Here is a 19,295-nt window from a genome sequence, read left to right on the forward strand (position 1 = left end):
CAATGCCGGAGCAATTCGCGAACGACGAACGGGCAGCGCTCATCGTGCTGATGCTGGAGAACCGGGATGTGCGCAACAAGGAGCTGACCGAAGACCTCAAGACCAGGCTCGGCAAGCAGGGCCGTGAGCGGTTGAACGATCTCGGGCTGCTCCATTCGTGGAAAGAGAAGAGCGGGATCGTGCACCGGATCACCGATGAGGGGATCACCTGGTGCCTGAAGGACTTGGTGGCGGGTGGACCGCCGACGAGGTCGGGTTCCCTGTCCCGGGCGCACTTCGCGGTGCTGAGGACCTTCATCCAGTACCACCAGCGGCAGGGCACCCTGGCCGAGGTGATCCGCTCCGGCGCGGACCTGGAGTCGGTCATCCGGGCCGCCTACCTGGAACTCTCGGCCAAGCCGCAGGACTGGGTCCGGCTGGCCAGGCTCCGCCCCCGGCTCAACGGCGCCGACCGGGACGAGGTCGACGCGGTCCTGCTGGAGATGGTGCGGACCGGCACGGTCCACCTGGCCCCGGACTCCAACCGCAAGGTGCTGACCGAGGCCGACCACGCCGCCGCGATCCGGATCGCCGGCGAGGACAACCACCTGGTGGCGATCGAGGAATCATGACCGAGCAGCAGCGCAAGGCACTGGCCACGCTCCGCTTCAACTCCGCCGAGACGCCGGACGACGTGTGGCAGACCTCGCCGTCGCACGTGGACGGGTTGCACGCCAGGGCGGAGGAGCGGATCCGGGCCGGTATCGCGGATGCCAGGGCCAGCACCGGTCCCAGCCCCATCGGCCTGGTGCTCCAGGGCCGGAAGGGGGTCGGCAAGACCCACCTGCTGGGGTCGGTGCGCCGCATGGTGCAGCGCGAGGGCGGCTACTTCTTCCTGGTCGAGCTGACCACGGGCCAGGAGTTCTGGGCCGACGTCGCCGAGGCGATGCGCAGCGAGCTGCGCCGGACCACGGACGACGGCGAGCTCCAGCTCACCGTGCTGCTCCGGCAGCTGTGCGACATGGCGGGCGTGCCCGCGACGGTGGCGGGGGCGATCACCGGCACGGCGGCGTTGACCCCTCACCACCTGGACGTGTTCCTGAACCACCTGCGCGAGGTGGACGGCCGGATAGCGTTCGAGTGCGGGGACACGATCCGGGCGCTGGTGCTCTACGCGTCCGAGCACGCGGACGTCGGCATGGCCCACCTCCTCGGCCTGGGGGAGGGAAGCCGGGAGTGGGGCCTGCTGCCCATGGCGAAGCAGCCGCTGACGCTGGTGCGGGACATCTCGCGCGTCCTCGCCATGACCGGCCCGTGCGTGATCGCCGTCGACCAGCTGGACACCCTCGTCGGTCTGAGCCAGGACGAGTTCGACGCGGAGGTGAGGAGCGCCGAGGTGAGCCGGGAGCTCTCGCTCATCGCCGACGGGTTGATGAAGCTCCGGGAGAAGACCAGGCGGACGCTGTCGATCGTGGCCTGCCTGCCGAACACCTGGAAGATGCTGCACTCCATCGTGAGCGACACGGTCACCGACCGGTTCACCGAAACCCCGATCCTGGGTTCGATCGTCGACCCGGCGATGGGACGCGCGCTGGTGGAGCGGTGGCTCGGGGCGGTGTACCGGCGCAACGACGTGACACCGCCGCACCCGACCTGGCCCGTGGCGCCCGGCGCCTTCACCGACGGGTGGGTCTCGCGGACGCCGCGCCAGTTGCTCAGGAGCATCCACGCGCACGCCGAGTCGTGCCTGCACGGTGAGATCCGGGAGCTGCTCTCCTTCGACGAGAAGCCCGTCGAGGCGCCCCCGCCCGCACCCGTGCCCGAGGGACCGGAACCCGAGTACCTCCAGGAGTTCGACGCCCAGTTCCAGCGGCTGCGTGAGAAGGCGGAGATCTCCGCCGCCGCGTTGCAGCGGCACAACGAGGACGACGTGATGCCGGCGCTGCTGCTGGCCGGGCTGAAGTCGTGGATCAACGAGGTCGGCAACGACGACCTGGCGTGGAAGGCCGAACAGCTCCAGGGCGGGAGCGACGCGCACGCCCAACTGCTCCACACCGTGAACGAGGACCTGGACACCGACGAGCGCTGGGGGTTCCGCCTCATCGCGAGCGCCCACGGCAACCACGTGTTGCGCCGAATGCGCAGGGTTCGCGATGCGGCCCGCTTCGGCACGCACAACCGGCACCTGGTCCTGCTCCGCAACGGCGACGACGGGTGGCAGGGGGCGAAGACCAAGGAGGAGCTCGCCGAGCTGGAGCAGTCGGGAACGCGGCGGGTCGAGATCTCGGACGACGACCTGCGGACGTTCAGCGCGCTCAAGGAGATGCTGCCCACCCAGACGCACCAGCTGCTGGCCTGGCTGGTGGCGCGGAAGCCGGCCAGCCGGGGGACGTTCCTGCGGGAGGTCCTGCCCGGGCCGGAGCGGGCCGCGGTCGGGCACCAGGAGACCCGGCCGCCGCCGGCGGGGGGACCGGCCGCACCGACCGCACCGCCCTCGCCGACCGAGGTCGTGCTCGGCATGGACGGGGAGATCCGCATCGAACTGGAGTCGCTGCGCAAGCACGCCATCGTGTTCGCGGGTTCCGGCAGCGGGAAGACCGTGCTGCTGCGGCGGATCGTCGAGGAGTGCGCCCTGCGGGGGGTGTCGGCGATCGTGCTGGACCCGAACAACGACCTGGCGCGGCTGGGTGACGCGTGGCCGCGGCCACCGGCCGACTGGCTGCCCGGTGACGAGGGCCACGCCGCCGAGTACCTGGCGAACACCGAGGTGGTGGTGTGGACGCCCGGCCGCGCGGGTGGGCGGCCGCTCAGCTTCCACCCGCTGCCGGACTTCGCCGAGGTGCTCGAGGACGTCGACGAGTTCACCGCCTCGGTCGAGGCGGCGGTGGCCCGCCTCATCCCGCACGCCAGGGTCGGCGGCGGTTCGAAGGGCGCCGTCCGCGGCCAGGCCGTGCTGCGGGAGGCCCTGACGCATTACGCGCGCAAGGGCGGGCGGGACCTGGCGGAGTTCATCGAGGTGCTGGACGACCTGCCCGAGGGGGTGAGCAAGCTCAGCACCGCCCGGGCGACGGCGGCGGACCTGGCGGAGACGCTGCGGGCCGCGATGGTCAACGACCCGCTGCTCGGCGGTGCGGGTGAACCCACCGACCCGGCCGTGCTGCTGACCCCCGCGCCGGGCAAGCGGGCGCGGATCTCGGTGATCAGCTTCGTCGGGCTGCCGTCGGAGGTGCAGAAGCAGGGGTTCGTCAGCCAGCTCCAGCTGGAGGTGTTCGCCTGGGCCAAGCGCAACCCGGCGGTGGACCGGCCGCTCGGCGGCCTGGTCGTGATGGACGAGGCGCAGACGATCGCGCCGTCCACCGGCTGGACGGTGAGCACGCAGAGCACGATCCTGCTGGCCTCGCAGGCCCGCAAGTACGGGTTGGGCCTGCTGCTGGCCACCCAGGCGCCGAAGGGCGTGCACAACCAGGTCGTCGGCAACGCGACGACGCAGTTCTACGGCAGGCTGAACACCTCGGCGCAGATCGCCGCGGCGACCGAGATGGCCAAGGCCAAGGGCAGCTCGGTGGGTGACATCGCGCGGTTGGAGCGCGGGCAGTTCTACGTCACCGGGGAGACCTTCGGGTTCCGCCGGATGCGGACGCCGCTGTGCCTGAGCCACCACCCGTCGAGCCCGCTGCGCCTGGAGGAAGTGCTCGACCGGGCGCGCAACGGCCGGCACTGATCCCCGGCACGGCGAAACGCGCCCCCCACCCGGGAACGGTGGGGGGCGCGCTTCGCCGCGCGGTCAGCCGACGGTCGACGCGAGCGTCGCGTCGATCCGCTCCCAGAGCGCGGTGAACAGCTCCTCCCGGCGGTACGCGCGCGGCGCGGCACCGCCGCCGAGCACCGAGAAGTCGTGCACCTCCAGCACGGCCGCGCCCGCGTCGGTGTCGTAGACCGGGCGCGCCCAGCCGTTGGTGAGGGGGCCGCTCCCGTCGTTCCGACCGACCACGAAGTTGACCGTCTCGTCACCGCCGATCCCGCCGCGCTGGACGTCGAGCGCGTACACGGTGTCGCCCGCCCGCTCGACCCGCACGGCGATCCGCGTCTCGCCGACGTGCGCGGTGCCGACGAACCCGCGCCGCTCCAGCCGCGGGAGGGCCGCGGCGAACTGCTCGCCCAGGTAGCGCAGCGTCGCGTCCTGCTCGGCGTAGCGGCTGAAGGTGGCGGGCACGACCGGCTCCGCCTCCTCCGCCGACGCGAGCCCCTTGACCCCGCCGACCACCTCGGTGACCGGCGTGAACGCCTGCCCGACCGCCTCCGCGGCCTCGACCCGGGCAGCCAGCGCCTCGGTGAGCCGGTCCGCCCGGTCCGCCGTGCCGCGCACGTAGGCCACGTGCGGGTGCAGCAGGTCCGGGGGCACGCTCACGTCGCCGAGCAGCACGGGCAGCACGTGCTCGTCCCCGGCCTTGACCGCGCGCAGCGCGGCCGTGGTGAAGTCGTCCACCGCCGACACGAACGGCACGAAGAACCGCACCCGCGCGTCCGGCAGGTCGCCGCCCTCCTTGTGGGACCACCACTCGTGGGTCAGCTCGGGCCCGTGCAGCACGGTCAGCCCGCGCTGCTCGAACGCCTCGACCACCTTCCCGACGGCGGAGCGCTGCTCCTCGCTGAACGACACGGCGACGTCGTACTCGCTCACAACCGAACCTCCTGTCCACACCGGCGCGGCCGCCGGCTGTCCTGTGTGCGCGCAGCGTCCCGGCCGCGTGTCGACCGGAGGTGGACCAGGAGTGGATGCCCCGCCGTCCCCCGTTGCCGCACCCGACGGGAAACGGGCAACACCTGGTCGGGCACCGCACGGTGATGAATCATTGTTGGTACGGGCGAAACGAACGGTCAAATGCCCGGAACGAATTCATCGATTTCCTGTGGAGGATTCGCCGTGTTCAAGTCCATGCCTTCTTTCGCGGCCAGGGTCGGCGCGTTGCTCGCCGGTTCGTGCGCCATCATCGCGGTGTTCGCGTCCGGTAGCGGCGCCGCCGCCGCGTCGTTCGACGAGTGCCCGCCGCCCGTCACCGTCACCGTCGGCCCCGACGGCAACCCGTGGCACGGCTGACCGCGCCGCAAATGCGCGCCCGACCGTTCGCGGTATTCCGCGGTCGGTCGGGCGATTGCGCCGGACCGGGCGCGGTGGTGTACTCGAAGTCGGCCGGATCAGGAGGTTCGGGTGGGTGGGTCGTTCGGTGAATTACTGCGTGAATGCCGGGTCGCCGCGGGGCTGTCGATAGGCCAGCTGGCCAAGCGCGTGCACTACAGCAAGGGCTACCTCAGCAAGGTCGAGAACGACCTGAAGCTGCCGCACGAGACCATGGCGCGGCTGTGCGACGGCGTGCTGGACGCGGGCGGCAGCCTCATCGAGGCGGCCCGCTCGGCGCGCGACCGGGTCGTCGACCGGGCCGCGGACGCCGGGCTCGCGCTCGACCGCCGCCAGGTGCTGGTCGCGGGCACGGGCACGGTGCTCGGCATGGCGCTCGCGGGCGGGCCGCGGCCGGTGCCGGACGAGCGGGTGGTCGTCGGGATGCGGACCTCGTTCGAGCACCTGCGCACCCTCGGCATGCAGACGAGCCCCGTGGTGGTCCTCGAACCACTGGTCGCCCTGGTGCGCACGGTGCACGCGCTCGCACAGGAGAACCCCGAGCCCATCAGGGCGCGGCTGCTGCTGCTCGCCGCCCGGGTCGCCGAGTACACGGGGTGGATGAACCAGGAGGCGGGCGACGGGCAGGGCGCGCTGTCGTGGACGCGGCACGCCTCGGAGCTGGCACGCGCGGGCGGCGACCGGGAGATCGTGAGCTACGCGTTCGTCCGGGAAGCCGGGCTCGCGCTCTACCGCCAGGACGCGGTGGGCACCGTCGAACTGGCCCGACAGGCCCAGCGGGTCGACCGGGCGAGCCCGCGGACCCTCGCCCTGGCCGCCCGGCGGGAGGCCCAGGGGCACGCCCTGGCCGGCGACCGCGACTCCTTCGACCGCGCGCTGGACCGCGCCGTCCACCTCCTCGACGCCTCCGCCCCGGACACCCGGGCCTACCCCCTGCTCGGCTCGACCGCGCCCGACCCCGCCGAACTGGCCAGGGGGTGGTCGCTGTGCGACCTCGGGCGGACGGCCGAGTCGGCGGAGGTCCTGGACCGGGAGCTGGCCCGGCTGCCGGTCGCCTCCCGCCGCTCGCGGGCCCGGTTCGGCGCCCGCCGCTCGCTCGCCCACGCGCTCGCGGGCGAGGTCGACCAGAGCTGCGCCACCCTGGTCGGCACGCTCGACGACGCGGCGCACGTCGACTCGGAGACCGTGCGCACGGACCTGCGGGAGCTGGCCAGGACGCTGGGCCGGTGGCACAACCACGGCGCGGTCCGGGAGGTCTACCCCGAGCTGCGGCGCGTGCTGCGGCAGCGGTACTGACCGGGGTGCCCGGCGGGTGGCCACCGCGACCCGCCGGGCCGGTTCAGCGGCACGCGCAGGTCAGGGCCGAGTGCTCGGCCCTGACCTGGTCGGCCTCGGGCTGGCCGAGCGCGGCGAACCCGGACTCCGCCGCGTCCCAGTGCCCGGCGGCGTTGGTGTGCTGCCCCAGCGCGTGCAGCACCCGCGCGACGCCGCGGTGGGCGTGCGCGCCGTGGCCGCGGTTCCCGGTGCCGGTCGCCAGGTCCAGCGCCGCCCGGTACGAGTGCAACGCACCCGCCCGGTCGCCGCCGGCCTGCGCGGTCGCGGCCCGGTCGAGGTAGAGGCGCGTGTGCAGGTCGGGGTCGGACACCTCGGCCGCCACCACCCTGGCCCGCTCCTGGCAGTGCACGGCCTCGGCCAGCCTGCCCCGCGACCGGTGCGCGTTGCCGGCGTAGTTCAGCGCGTAGGCCGCCAGGCAGTCGTCGCCCAACCCGACGGCCAGCTCGTGGGCCTCCTCGTGGGCGGCCAGCGCCTCGTCCACGAGGCCGAGCCGCTGCTGCACCGAGCCCAGGTTGTTCAACGCGTGGGCCAGCCCCTGCACGTGGCCGACCTCGCGCAGCATCGGCACCGCGGCCCGGTGGCGGCGCAGGGCGGCGTCGAGGTCGCCGCGCTCCTCGTCGAGCACGCCGAGCATGCTCAACGCGTGCGCCTGGCCGCGCGGGTCACCGCACCGCTCGTACTTCTCCAGCGCGGCCCCGAAGTGCCCGATCGCCTCGTCGTGCCTGCCCAGTTCCATCAGCGGGATGGCGATCGCGCACAGCGTGGCCGCCTCGCCGGGCACGTCGCCGAGCCGCCGCCACGCCGCCAGCGCGCGGGTGGCCAGCTCCAGCGCGTCCTCCAGCCGCCCGAGCCGGTCGTAGGCGGTGGCCAGCCGGAGCAGCACGTGTGCCCTGCCGTAGTCGTCGTCCAGGTCGGCGCAGACGAGCCCGCGGGCCAGCTCCATGGTCTCGACCCAGTCCTCGAACCGGCTCGTGGTGTGGAAGTGGCGCCAGATCAGCACGGCCAGCCGCCACGCGTGGTCGGGCAGGTCGTGCTCGGCGGCGTAGCGGATGGCGGCCACCAGGTTGTCCCGCTCGGCGGCGATCCACGCCCTCGCCTCGTGCTCGTCCCCGAAGACGGGGACCACCCGGCTGGTGCGGTGCAGCGCGGGCAGCTGCGCGCGGTCGAAGGGGTAGGCGGTGCCCACCGCCTCGGCCAGGCCCACCAGGTAGAAGTCGAGCAGCCGCAGCAGGGCGTCCGCGCGCTCGGTCGGCGTGGTGGGCGACGGCTCCGCGGCGGCGAACTCCTTGAGCGGGTCCAGCATCCGGTAGCGCTCCGGCGCGACCTCCTCCAGCAGGCACACCTCGTGCAGGTCGTCGAGCACCACGCGGACCCCGGCGACGTCGCGGTCCGCCAGCGCCGCCGCGCCGACCACGTCGAGGTCCGGCCCCGGCAGGTGGCCCAGCAGCCGGAACACCTCCCGCTGCGGCACGTCGAGCTGCTCGTAGGACACCCGCACCGCGGCGGCGCCCGCCACGTCGTCGGTGTCCGCGCGCCACGGCCCGCTCTCCTCCAGCAGCCGCAGCAGGTGCTCCAGCGGCCACCGGTCGTGCCTGCGGAACAGCGCCGCGGCCACCCGGATCGGCATCGGCAGGTACCCGCACCGCTTCACCACCCCGGCCACCTCGGCCGACCTGCCGCGCAGGCGCGGTGACCCGGCCAGCGCGCGGAACAGCGCGAGGGCGTCGTCCGGCGGTAGCGGGGACAGCCGGACGTGCTCGCCGGTGTCCGGGTCGCCCACCCGCCTGCTGGTCACCACGGCCAGGCAGCCCGACGCCTCCGGCAGCAGCGGCCGCACCTGCTCCGGCGAGTGCGCGTTGTCCAGCACCACCAGCGTCCGGGTGCCGTACAGCTCGGTCTGGTACAGCGTGAACTTCCGGTTCACCGAGGCCGGGATCTGCTCGGGCGGCACGCCCAGCTCGACCAGGAGCTGGGTGAGCGCGTCGGAGACGGTCACCGGGGACAGGTTCGGCGTGTACCCGTTGAGCCGCACCAGCAGCTGCCCGTCGGGGAACCGGTCCCGCAGCCGGTGCGCCGCCTCGACGGCCAGGCCGGTCTTGCCCACGCCCGGCGCGCCGCTGACCCACACCGCGCGGCGCTCGCCCGGCGCCGCGGCGACCGCCTCGATCGCGCCCAGCTCCGCGCCGCGGCCGGTGAACCCGCCCGGCCGGGACGGCAGCGAGCTGGCCGGTTCGCCGCGCTCCGCCCGCGCGACGAGCTTGCGCAGCAACGGCCCCGGCTCCACGCCCTCCTCGGCGAGCGCGGCCGCGGTGCCGTGGAAGACCCGGACCGCGCCGACCCGGTCACCGCACGCGAGCAGCGCCCGCATGAGCAGTTCGGCGTGCCTCTGCCGGGCCGGGTCGGTGCGCACCACCGGGCGCAGCCGGTCCCGCGCCGACCGGTGGTCGCCCGCGTTCAGCTCCAGCTCGGCCAGGTCCCCGACCGCGTCGTAGTAGCCCTCCTCCGGGGACGTCACCCCGGTGCCGCCGACCCGGTCGACGTCGATGTCCTCCAGGAACCGCCCGCGCCACAGGTCGACCGCGGCGCGCAGCAGCCCGATGGCCCGGTGCGGGTCCTCCGCCCGCACGGCCTCCTCGCGCAGCCGCTCGAACCGGGCGGTGTCGAGCTGGTCCTCGTCGACCTGCAGCAGGTAACCCGTCGGTGTGGTCTCGATCGACACGTCGTCGGCTTCGCGGAACGCGTTGCGCAGCTTGTTGATGTAACCGCGCACGAGGGACCGGCGCTCCGGGTTGCCGCCCCAGACGATCTCCGTCAACCTCTCGGTGGACACCGGCCTGTTCGCGTGCAGCAGGAGCACCACGAGGACGAACCGCTGCTGCTGGTCGCCCAGCGGCACCCGGGTACCGCCGTGCCACGCCTCCAACGGACCGAGCATCCGAAATTCCACGCTGCCTCCCGGATCGCGAGCTTGATGTCTGCGGCAGATGTCGCACAAGCGGCCGTCTGTGTGTCGGAATCCGCTTTGGATCCACCTTCGGTAGACAAACACCGGCCACGCTCCGACTTGTCCGCAAAAGGCGTGAGAAGGAGGAGTCGAATGGGTTCCGATGTGCTGCCGTGTTACGTGGTGTGCGACGTGTCGCCGTCGATGACCGACCACATCGACGAGGTGAACGCGGGCCTGCGCGAGTTCCGCGGCGCCGTCCACGCCGACCCGTCGGCCGCCACGCGGATCAGGGTTTGCGTGGTCGGGTTCGCGGCGGCACCCACCGTGTTGCAACCGTTGCGCCCCGCGACGGAACCCGTCGAGCTGAGCGCGTCGGGAACCCGCGCGGGAACCAATTTCGCCCCCGCGTTCACCCTGCTGCGCGAGCTCATCGCCGACGACGTCCGCACCCTGAAGGCCCACCGCCTCCGGGTCCACCGCCCGGTCGTGTTCTTCACCTCCGACGGCCGGTCGGCCGACCCGGCGACCTGGCCCCGGGCCTTCGCCGCGCTGGCGGACCCCGCGTGGCCGGCCCGCCCGACCGTGGTCGCCTTCGGCCTCGGCGCCGCCGACCGCGGCACGCTGGACCGCATCGGCACGTCCCGCGTCTTCCTCGGCCAGGACGGCATCCGCCTGGGCACCGCCCTGGCGGTGTCGGTGACGTGGACGGCGCGGAGTTCCGACCGCGTCTAGGCCATCCACAACGTGTCCACTTCCGCTCCACGGGCCGGCCGCACCCTCCCGGGAGAACACCGTGGAGATCGACGGGGGTGAGCCGATGAACGCGTACGCGGAGCTGGTCCGGGAGCTGAAGTCGCTCCGCAAGGGCCGCGGCGTGCTGGCCGGCCGGATCGGGGACCGGGTGGGGCCGACGCTGCGCGCCACCTGCGGGGTGACCGAGGGCGACGAGCCGGGCGCGATCCGCCGGAAGGTGTCCGCCCGGCTCGCCGAGCTGGCCGGGCGGCTGCCGGCGGACCTGCGCCTGGCCACGCTGGCGGCCTTCGCCATCGACGACGACGCCCGGCAGCTGCCCCTCTACCAGGACCGGGTGCACTGGGCCGCGGTCCGGATGGACCGCGACCCGCGCACGGTCCGCCGCCGCGTCGACGAGGCCATCAACCACCTCGCCGAACTGGCCGCCGACGCACCCCGCGACCAGCCGCCCGGGCGGGCGGGCGGCTGGCGCACCACCGGGCTGCACGCGGTGCTGACCCTGGACCGGCCCCGGCCCGAGGTGATCGAGCGGCACCAGGTCGTCGCCGACGGGGACGGCCTGCGCGAACTGCCCCTGACGCCCCCGCTCCCGCTGGACCGGTCCGACCTCGACGCCAGGGTGCTGTACGGCGGGACCCTCGCCGGCCCGACCCTGGTCCTGCCGGTCCCGGTCCGCGAGGGCCACCCCCACGACTTCGCGGTCCGCTTCCGCCCGCCGACCGCGGACGCGATGCGGTCCCACCTCGTCTACGTGCCGCGGCACCCGTGCGACCTGCTCGACCTGAGGGTCCGCTTCGGCCGCACCACCGCCCCGCCGCGCGTGTGGGCGCTGCACGGCGCGGACCGCCACGACGGCGCCCACCCCGGCCGGCGGTACCCGGTGGACCAGGCCGGTGAGGTCCACCTGCGGTTCCGGCACCTCGCCCCGGGCCTGGCCTACGGGGTGCGGTGGGAGGTGTAGGCGGTGGCGCGCCCGCCCCGTCCTACCGCTCGCCGCCCAGCAGGCCGGATTCCCAGGCCCAGGCGGCGATCTCGACGCGGTTGCGGGCGCCCAGCTTGCCCTGGACGCTCGCCAGGTGCGTCTTGACCGTGCCGACGGTGACGTGCAGGGCGCTCGCCACCTCCGCGTTCGTCCGCCCGCGCGCCACCAGCAGGACCACGTCCAGTTCCCGCGGTGACAGGGGGACGTCGCGGGGGGCGGGGCGGCGGGCGGTCAGGCCGCGCAGCATCCGCACCGTGATGGCCGGGCTCACCAGGGCCTCGCCGGACGCCGCCGCTCGGATGGCCTCCACCAGGAGCGTCGCGCCGGAGGTCTTGAGCACGAAGCCGCAGGCGCCGTGGTCCAGGGCCTCGCGCACGTGCTCGTCGTCGTCGAAGGTGGTGACCACGACCACCTTCGGGCCGCCGGTGGGGCGGGTGATGCGGCGCAGTGCCGCCAGGCCGTCCAGGCGGGGCATGCGGATGTCCATGAGCACGACGTCGGGGTCCAGGTCGCGGGCGGCGGTGACCGCCTCCACGCCGTCGACCGCTTCGCCCACCACCTCGATGTCCGGTTCCGCCGACAGGATCATGCGGAAGCCCGTGCGGACCATCGCCTGGTCGTCGGCGATGAGCACCCTGATCGTCATGGGCCCTTCCCCGCGGGCAGGGTCGCCTCGACCGCCCAGCCGCCGTCGGGGGTCGGGCCCGCCGTCATGGTGCCGCCGGCGGCTGTGACGCGTTCTCGCAGGCCCAGCAGGCCGAAGCCGGTCGAGGGGGCGGTCCGGGGGTGCCCGTCGTCGGTCACGCGGACCTCGACGTGGGTGTCGGTGCGGTGTACCGACACGGTGACGGCGGTGGCGTCGTGCGCGTGCTTGCGCGCGTTGGTCAGGGCCTCCATCACCACGCGGTAGGCCGCGGCGGAGGTCGTGGGGTGGGTGTCGGTGAAGGGGCCGTGCACCGTCAGGGTGGTGGGGAACGGCGCGGTGCGGCGGAAGCGCTCCACCAGGTCCGGGATCTCGGGGATGCCGGGGGCGGGGTCGTCCTCGGGGCGGCGCAGCAGGCCCACCGCGCGGCGCATCGCGTCGACCGCCTCGACGCCGGCCCGCTCGATCTCGCGGAGCGCGGGGAGCACCAGTTCCGGGTGGGTCGGGGCGACCGCGGCCGCGCCCTGGGCCCGCACCACCATGCCCGTGACGTGGTGGGCGACGAAGTCGTGCAGGTCGCGGGCGAACTCGGCGCGTTGCGCGGCGCGGGCGCGTTCCGCCTGCCTGGTCCGGGCGGCGGCGGTGTGGCGGACCGCGAGGCCCGCGCTCGTCGCCACGGCGACGCCCAGCGCCAGCACCAGGACGCCGACCAGGGGGCGCGGGCCGTCCAGGTCGCCGCGCAGCGGCTGGAGGAGGACGGCGGCGGCCAGGGGTGGGGCGGTGAACGCGGCCCAGCGCGGGTTTTCCCGCCACACCAGCAGGCCGAGGGTGGTCAGGAGCGCCGCGGTGGCGGAGAGGGTGAACGGGAGGCCGACCGTCGGGTCGTGCCTGGTCGCCCACCACGCCACCGCGGCGCCGAGTGCCTGGAGGACGGCCGGGACGTGCGGGCGGCCCGGCCGGAGCGCGACCGCGCAGGCGGCCACCGCCCACGACAGGCGCGCGGGGCCGTCGGCGCCGCTGAACTCGCCCAGCCACAGGTCGACCAGGCCGAGCGTGGCCAGCGCGCACGCGGTGACCAGCCAGAGGACCGCGGTTGGGGTGGAGGACGGGCGCACGTCGCCAGCGTAGGTGGGGTGGCGGTGCCGCCGGATCCCTCGCCCGGGGGTCTGCCGAAAGGAGGAGGCGGGTGGGCGGGACCCGTCCCCGGGCGGAGGTCCGACCGGTGCCCGGGGGCGCACGCTGCCCCGGTCGAACCGAGGAGGTCGCTGGTGTGGGATGACGTGGGTTACGCGGGCATCGGGGTCGAGTCGTGGTACGTCCTGGGGCCCGCGCTCCTGCTGTACGCGGTGGTGTGGTGGCGCGGGCCGCACCTGGTGGTGAAGGGCGTGGCCGCGCTGTACGCCGCGGGGGTGCTGCACTTCACGCTGTTCCCCATCGACGTGCAACGCGGCCCCTACGCCAACCGGACGCCGTGGTACGAGCAGGTCAACTTCGTGCCGCTGCTCACCGCGGACGTGGTCACCTTCGGGCTCAACGTGGTCATGCTCGTGCCGTTCGGGGTGTTCCTGGCCACCCGGCCGACGAGCGCGGCGCGGGTGGCCCTGTGGTCGCTGGCGTTCAGCGCGTCGATCGAGCTGGCGCAGCTGCTGGTCTACGTGCTCGCCCGCAGCGCGCGCAGCGTCGACGTCAACGACCTGGTCGCGAACACCCTGGGCGGCGTCCTGGGCTTCCTGGCCGCCCGCGCCGCGCTCAGGTGGTGGGCACGACGGTCACCGTCGAGGACGGCGGCGGGGTGCTCGTGACCGGGGGCGCGGTGGTGGTGGTCGGCGCGGTGGTCGTGGACCCCGTGGTGCTCGCGGGGGCGGTGCTCGGGATCACCACCGCGAACGGGGCGCCGCGGACCTCCTCGCAGCCGTTCTCGCCCTGCGAGACGCGGGGCTTGGGGTACTGGTTGTCCGGGCGGCCGCGGTTCTCGCCGCAGCCGTACCACGGCGAGTCGAGCGGGCGCCCGTTCTCGTCGTAGAGGTACACGTCCGTCAGCGGCTTGCCGTCCTTGTCGAACACGTAGACGTTGTCCGGCAGTTGCGGCTGCGGGTTGTAGGACACCTGGGTGGGCGCGGCGGAGCGGAACAGCACCGAGCCGACGAGGGCCAGCAGGAAGCCGATGACGATGCCGGTCGCGGGCAGGGTGATCCACAGCCACCGCCGGTCCGTCCTGGCCTTGACGCCGGCCACCAGCGACAGGGCGGCGAGCGCGAGGGACACCAGCAGGACGACCGGCGAGCCGGACAGCAGCACGCCCAGCGCCGCGATGACCACCGCCCGGACCAGCCACCAGACCGGCTGCAGCGCGCGCAGCGGGGCCACGGCGCGGCCCGCGTCGGACTGCGCGACGCGCCGGAGACCGTCCCGCAGCGCCACCGCCTCCGGCAGCGCCGTGACCTCCCCGACCAGCGGGCGGTGCGCGAACACCAGTCCGGCGGCCACGGCGCCGACCAGGCAGGCGAGCACGAACAGCTCCATGCCGTCGTGGTCGCGGGTGATCGGCACGGCGAGCGCGACCAGGGTGCAGGCGACCAGGGCCCACAGCGTGAACCGGGGCGCCAGCGCCGCGGTGCCGCTCGGCCGCTCGGCGGTGAGCACCGGGTAGCCCGCGGCGGTGAGCACCGGGTAGCCCGCGGCGGCGCGCAGCTCCCGCGCGTACGCCTCCGGCGTGCCCAGCCGCCCGGTCAGTGCGGCGGCGGAGAACTCGTCGCCCATCTCCTCGGCGACCTCGGCCACGTGCGCGCCGGCGTCGTCCACGATCTCGCCCACCTCGGCGGCGGGCAGGTCGGACAGCTCCTCGCGCATCCGGTCCAGGTAGGCCCGCACCGCGGGGTCCAGCTCCGGGCTCATGCTTCCTCCCCCACCAGGTCGTCGAGCGTCCGCGCGAACGACCTCCAGATCCGACCCGATTCGAGCAGCCGCGCGCGGCCCGGCTCGTTGAGGCTGTAGTACTTGCGGTGCGGTCCCTCTTCGCTGGGCACGACGTAGGACGTGAGCAGGCCGGCGTTGTAGAGCCGGCGCAGGGTGCCGTAGACCGACGCGTCGCCGACGTCGCCCAGGCCGCCCTGTCGCAGCCTGCGCAGCACGTCGTAGCCGTAGCCGTCCTCCTTGCGCAGGACCGCGAGGACGGCGAGGTCCAGCACCCCCTTGAGCAGTTGACTGGTGTCCATGGGCTCCCCTTGGTGGTGTGCCGTGAACACTACTACGGAATACGCAGTACTGTGTAGGAGGGGGTAGTTGATCGCGGTTGCCCGGCGGCCCCGCCGAGGCGCGGTGGAGGGGGCGGGAACCGGGACGGCCCCGGCTGCGTGCGTGGTGACGTCGTCGGCGGGCCGGCGATCCGGCGGGCCGCCGACGACGTCACCACGCACATCACTGCCAGTCGTCTTCGTCGTCCTCGTCGAACTCCTCGTCGAACCGCAGCGGGTCGAGCGGCCGCGCCGGGGCGTCGGCCACGACCTCCGCGGTGAGGGGTTCGTCGGTCCGGTTGCCCGGGAGGGGCAGCGAGGCGGGGGCCGGGGTGAGCCGGACGGGTGCCTCGGCCATGCTGTCGGTGATCACCGAGGTCGCGTTGTCGATGATGCCCGCCACGTCGCTGCGGTTGACCAGACCGTGTTCGAGCATGGTGCCCAGCAGGCCCTGCGCGCCGTCCCACTGCACCTGCTTCTGCTTGAGCAGCATGGCCATGACCTCGTTCGCCCGGCCCGGGTCGTCGGCCAGGAGCATGGCCAAGACGTTGTTCGGGTCCTCCGCCATCGCGCTGTTGTAGAACCGCACGCGCATGTGCCTCATCTCCAGCTCGTGCTGCTGGCGCATGCGCTCCAGCTGGATCTTGTGCTCGTCGCGCAGTGCGTCGAGGTGCTGCCGGGCGCTCTGCTCGACCCCCGCGCGCGCCAGGTCCTCCTTGGTGATCTCGTGGGTGCGGGCCTTCTCGACCCGCTTCCTGATGTACCCGGCGGTCGCGGAGTCGAGGGACAGGGTCGCGTCGCACTCCAGGACGGACAGGCCCTGCGCGACCGACTGCTTGCGCCGCGGCGCGAACGCCGCCGCGATCGCCCGCTCGGCCGCGGTGCCCTCCTCGATCGGGAACGCCGCGCTCACGTCCCGCAGCACGCGTTCCAGGTGCGGGCGCAGCACCGGGTCGGCGTCGGTCAGGTGGGTCTTCGCCGCTTCGACCGGGTCGGTGACGCGCCAGCGCGCGCTGACCTTGGCCTGGAAGAAGAACGCCTGTTCCCGGCTGGGCAGCTGGAACTGCAGCTCACGGATGTGCACCGAGGTGTCGACCAGGAACAGCGCCCGGTACCCGGCGACACCGCCGACGGGCACCTGCTCGGTCAGGTGGTGGTAGTGGCCGTACCGGTCGAGCCACACGGTGGCGCGGTCGTCGCTGGGCGCGGGCCGGTTGCGGAACACCATCTCGCCGAACTTGACGTCGACGCGGGTGACCAGCGGTTCGGTGGGCTTGCGTTGGTTCACGGTCGGACCTCCTCACGGTCGAGGTGGGCGAGCAGCGCGGTGGCGGTCGCGGTCGGCCCGCGGCGGGCCCGCGCCCACTCGCCCAGGTAGAAGCGCAGCGCGGAGCGGTCGCCGGTGGTCGCCACGACGTCGGCCAGCAGCGCGCCGAGCGGCTCCCGCTGCGAGGGGTCGCGCTCGGCGGTCTTCACCCACCGGTGAATGACGTCGAACGTCTCAGGCATGAAGTACTGGGCTTCCAGGGCCCGCGCGACGAGCGCGACGACGGCCTCCCAACGGGTGAGCCGTCGCGACCCGACGGCGACCCGAGGGGTGGGTGCCGCGGCGTGCCGGTCGAGCTCGGCGGCCCACAGCAGCCCGGGCCACGGCTCGACGCCGCCCTCCGGGGTGGCCTCCAGGAACACGGTCAGCTGCAGCACGCAGTGCAGGGCCGTGGTCCGCAGACCGACCTTGACCGACCAGCTCCACTGCAGCAGCGCGCCCAGCACGAGGTCCAGCCGATCGGGGTCCAGGGCCAGGTTCGTGACGCAGTCGGCGACCGCGATCACCATGCGCGGCGAGGCGGTGTCGGCGGCCCTGCGCAGCCGCTTCAGCACCTGCTCCGCCGTCATCACCGGCAGGGCACCGAGGGCGTCCACGGCGGCGACCCGCGTGCCGGAGGCCGTCTTGCCGCGCAGCCAGCGGTCGATCATGCGGACGATCAGCGGTTGGAGCTCGGGCTGCAGGGCGGGCAGCCGCAACGCGCCGATCACGGCCTGCCGCTCCCAGTACTTGTTCTCGCCCGCCCACGGCTCGATCACGTGTCGCCGGGCGTGCTCGAACTCGGACAGGCTCAGCAGGCCGACGGCGACGCCCGCCCGGATGCGCACCTGCCGGTCGGGCGAGCTGCCCAGTTCGCGCAGCCACCTCCGCACCACGCGGTGCGCCTCGGTGTACTCGCGCCATACGTGCTCCAGGACCTGGCGCGTCCGGTGCGGGTCGCGGTAGCGGACCACTTCCAGGGTCAGGCTGCCGAACTCGCCGTCCTCGACCGCGGAGGTCAGCTCGGCCTCCACGCGCTCCACCAACTCCAGCGTCCGCACCGCGAACAGCGCGCGGGTGCGGGCGTTGGCGTCCGGCACCTCCGCGGCCTGGATGAGCTCGGCCAACACCGTGGCCGCCTCGGCCACGGTGGCCAGTGGCATGCCGTCGAACACGGCGAGCGCGATGGCGAACGCCCGGTGATCGTGGTCGGGCAGGCCGCGGAACCACTCGCGCAGCGCCGTCTCGGCGTTGCGGGCGTAGCGCCGGCGCACTTCCTCGACATCGCGCTCGCCCCGCACCACCAGGCAGAGGCCGCGGCCCAGGTCGGCCAGGTCGCGTGCGCGCAGGCTGCGGCCGGCGACCTCTTCCACCAGGTCGGCGCACTCGGGGAACTCGGCCAGGTCGCGCTCGGGCTCGCCCAGGTCGCGCAGTCCCACCCGGAAGTGGCTGAGCACCAGCGCCAGGTCGTCGGTCCGCGGCGCGCCGTCCACCAGGTACGCGGCAGGCTCCCGGTTCCGCAGTGGCGTGTCCGTGCCGACCAGCACCACCATCCGCGCCCCCGCGTCGGCGAGCCTGCGCGCCCACAGGTCGAGCGCGAACTCGGTGAGGCCCGCCGCCTGGTCGTACTCCAGGGACTCCAGCAGGTAGCCGTGATCGGCGACCAGGTCGACCGGTGCGGTCGGCGAGCGCAGGTCGGTGTCCGGGCTCAGCTTGTCCACGCCGTCCGCGCACTCGACGCCGAGCAGGTTCAGCGCGGTGGCCGTGCGGCCCCACCCGGCCGGCGCGCGCAGCAGCACCAGCCGCCGTTCACGCAACCGTTGCCGCAGGTCGCGGTAGTTGGCGGGGGCGACGAACGCGGCCAGCACCGAGTTGAGCGTCTCCGGTGGGATGGGGCCGGTCGGCACGGTGCGGCGGTGGACCTCGCCCGCCCGCGGGCGGCCCGCGTCCACCAGGCCGATGGTGTTGGCCACGAACACGTTGCCGATGCCGGCGCCGCGCTCGCCCAGCAGCGCCGCGACCGCGTCCTCCATCGCGCGGTTGTCCCGGTGCAGCTTGCGCGCATTGGCCGGGTCTGCCGCGTTGGCCTTGGGATTCGGCGCGTCGGGGTCCGCGTCGGGGTGCTCCGGACCGGTCTGCGGCTGTTCCCCGGCAGCCTGCCCACCCGCCTCCGGCTCCTCGGCGGGCTGCGCTCCGGCGGGCTGCTCGGTCCCGGGCTGCCCGGTCCCGGGCGGTTCCGGCGGCTCTGCCTGCCGCCCGTCGCTCACGACCGCTCGCCCAGCGTCGTGCGGGCGTCGACGTGGCCGATGCTGTCGACGGTGAACGCGTTGCCGTTCGCGTGGACGTGCACGACCTTCGCGGGAGGCGGTTCGACGGCGGGCGGCCGGTCGCCGGCGTACCCGGCGGGCACGGGCGGCTCGGCGTAGCCGGGGACCCGCACCCACACGACGCGGCCGTCGTCGACCAGCCGACGGTAGGCCGACGGCTGGATGCCGCGATAGCCGTGCCGCACCACCGACTCGTGCACGGCGTCGGACACCGCCACGACGGATTGGGCCCGTTCGGCGGCTTTGAGCACCGCCTTCACGCCCGCGCCGTTGACCACGCGGAACGCGGTGGTCATGGCGTCACCCACCCAGCCGTGCGAGTCGCGCGCCACGAGCCCGAAGTGGACGCCGAAGCGCAGCCGCAGCCACCCGGGCGGCGGGACCGCGGCGTTGTGCCTGGCCAGCGCGTCGACCGCGACGTCCAGCAGCGGGTCGAGCACGGGCAGCACCTCGCAGTCGACCACGGCGAGCACGCCGTCGCCCAGGTCGTCCAGCCGGCACGCCCCACCGGGCAGCCCCGCCGCGTCCAGCCCCTCCCGGAGCACCCGGTACAGCGCGTCGCGCAGCACCGCCTTCTCGGTGTCGACCCGGTCGCTGGACTTCTCCACGTCCACCACCAGGATCGATCGGCTCACTGGTTCGAGGCCCACGGC

General features: G+C 74.1%; 16 protein-coding genes. 7 read left to right on the plus strand and 9 right to left on the minus strand.

Translation table 11 applies throughout. The features are described 5' to 3' along the window. The first annotated feature begins 2 nt into the window (after positions 1-2). Together EKG83_RS05415 and EKG83_RS05420 are read left to right on the plus strand one after the other, a co-directional pair. A complete protein-coding gene (locus EKG83_RS05415; protein ID WP_033430035.1) occupies positions 3-611 on the plus strand; it encodes a hypothetical protein in 609 nt (202 codons plus the stop codon). Next, positions 608-3,700 carry an ATP-binding protein gene (locus EKG83_RS05420; protein WP_033430034.1) on the plus strand — a complete coding sequence of 1,031 codons (3,093 nt, stop codon included), beginning with the start codon at positions 608-610 and terminating at the stop codon, positions 3,698-3,700. The genes EKG83_RS05415 and EKG83_RS05420 overlap by 4 nt, the downstream gene beginning before the upstream one ends. Positions 3,701-3,763: 63 nt before the next feature. Here the strand turns inward: EKG83_RS05420 and EKG83_RS05425 are convergent, their stop codons facing one another. After that, positions 3,764-4,660: a toll/interleukin-1 receptor domain-containing protein gene (locus EKG83_RS05425; protein ID WP_033430033.1), complete on the minus strand. Its 897-nt coding sequence runs from the start codon at positions 4,658-4,660 to the stop codon at positions 3,764-3,766. 243 nt (positions 4,661-4,903) lie between these two features. Here EKG83_RS05425 and EKG83_RS05430 point away from each other — a divergent pair, with 243 nt between their 5' ends. Together EKG83_RS05430 and EKG83_RS05435 are read left to right on the plus strand one after the other, a co-directional pair. After that, positions 4,904-5,077 carry a hypothetical protein gene (locus tag EKG83_RS05430; RefSeq protein WP_153277893.1) on the plus strand — a complete coding sequence of 58 codons (174 nt, stop codon included), beginning with the start codon at positions 4,904-4,906 and terminating at the stop codon, positions 5,075-5,077. A gap of 111 nt (positions 5,078-5,188) precedes the next feature. Then, a complete protein-coding gene (locus tag EKG83_RS05435) occupies positions 5,189-6,412 on the plus strand; it encodes a helix-turn-helix domain-containing protein (RefSeq protein WP_033430032.1) in 1,224 nt (407 codons plus the stop codon). A 43-nt stretch (positions 6,413-6,455) separates the two neighbouring features. Here EKG83_RS05435 and EKG83_RS05440 read toward each other — a convergent pair whose 3' ends face one another. Beyond that, complete coding sequence (locus EKG83_RS05440; protein ID WP_033430031.1) at positions 6,456-9,386, minus strand: AfsR/SARP family transcriptional regulator; 2,931 nt, start codon at positions 9,384-9,386, stop codon at positions 6,456-6,458. A 162-nt stretch (positions 9,387-9,548) separates the two neighbouring features. Here EKG83_RS05440 and EKG83_RS05445 point away from each other — a divergent pair, with 162 nt between their 5' ends. Next, the gene (locus tag EKG83_RS05445; protein WP_033430030.1) at positions 9,549-10,130 is read left to right on the plus strand and encodes a vWA domain-containing protein; all 582 of its coding nucleotides are present in this window, start codon (positions 9,549-9,551) and stop codon (positions 10,128-10,130) included. 61 nt (positions 10,131-10,191) lie between these two features. Beyond that, positions 10,192-11,112, plus strand: a complete 921-nt coding sequence (locus EKG83_RS05450) for a hypothetical protein (RefSeq protein ID WP_051765344.1) — start codon at positions 10,192-10,194, stop codon at positions 11,110-11,112. A gap of 22 nt (positions 11,113-11,134) precedes the next feature. On the opposite strand, the gene EKG83_RS05455 is transcribed toward EKG83_RS05450, so the two are convergent. After that, the gene (locus EKG83_RS05455) at positions 11,135-11,779 is read right to left on the minus strand and encodes a response regulator transcription factor (RefSeq protein ID WP_033430029.1); all 645 of its coding nucleotides are present in this window, start codon (positions 11,777-11,779) and stop codon (positions 11,135-11,137) included. After that, on the minus strand, positions 11,776-12,891 hold the full coding sequence (locus EKG83_RS05460; protein ID WP_051765342.1) for a sensor histidine kinase: 1,116 nt from the start codon (positions 12,889-12,891) through the stop codon (positions 11,776-11,778). The genes EKG83_RS05455 and EKG83_RS05460 overlap by 4 nt, the downstream gene beginning before the upstream one ends. A 153-nt stretch (positions 12,892-13,044) precedes the next feature. On the opposite strand from EKG83_RS05460, the gene EKG83_RS46735 reads away from it, so the two are divergent. Then, the gene (locus tag EKG83_RS46735; RefSeq protein ID WP_170191803.1) at positions 13,045-13,578 is read left to right on the plus strand and encodes a VanZ family protein; all 534 of its coding nucleotides are present in this window, start codon (positions 13,045-13,047) and stop codon (positions 13,576-13,578) included. Here the strand turns inward: EKG83_RS46735 and EKG83_RS05470 are convergent. The 5 genes from EKG83_RS05470 to EKG83_RS05490 form a co-directional block, all read right to left on the minus strand. Continuing rightward, the gene (locus tag EKG83_RS05470) at positions 13,526-14,671 is read right to left on the minus strand and encodes an HAAS signaling domain-containing protein (protein ID WP_051765338.1); all 1,146 of its coding nucleotides are present in this window, start codon (positions 14,669-14,671) and stop codon (positions 13,526-13,528) included. The genes EKG83_RS46735 and EKG83_RS05470 overlap by 53 nt on opposite strands. Further along, on the minus strand, positions 14,668-14,991 hold the full coding sequence (locus tag EKG83_RS05475) for a PadR family transcriptional regulator (RefSeq protein ID WP_033430028.1): 324 nt from the start codon (positions 14,989-14,991) through the stop codon (positions 14,668-14,670). The genes EKG83_RS05470 and EKG83_RS05475 overlap by 4 nt, the downstream gene beginning before the upstream one ends. A gap of 202 nt (positions 14,992-15,193) precedes the next feature. Beyond that, entirely contained in the window at positions 15,194-16,297 is a 1,104-nt protein-coding gene (locus EKG83_RS05480; protein WP_033430027.1) for a hypothetical protein, read from the minus strand. After that, positions 16,294-18,582 (minus strand): hypothetical protein, encoded by a 2,289-nt coding sequence (locus EKG83_RS05485; protein ID WP_033430026.1) that lies wholly within the window; start codon positions 18,580-18,582, stop codon positions 16,294-16,296. The genes EKG83_RS05480 and EKG83_RS05485 overlap by 4 nt, the downstream gene beginning before the upstream one ends. Continuing rightward, positions 18,579-19,292 carry a hypothetical protein gene (locus EKG83_RS05490; protein WP_153277894.1) on the minus strand — a complete coding sequence of 238 codons (714 nt, stop codon included), beginning with the start codon at positions 19,290-19,292 and terminating at the stop codon, positions 18,579-18,581. The genes EKG83_RS05485 and EKG83_RS05490 overlap by 4 nt, the downstream gene beginning before the upstream one ends. Positions 19,293-19,295 lie beyond the last annotated feature (3 nt).

It is taken from the genome of Saccharothrix syringae (genome assembly GCF_009498035.1).
Classification (GTDB): Bacteria; Actinomycetota; Actinomycetes; order Mycobacteriales; family Pseudonocardiaceae; genus Actinosynnema; species Actinosynnema syringae.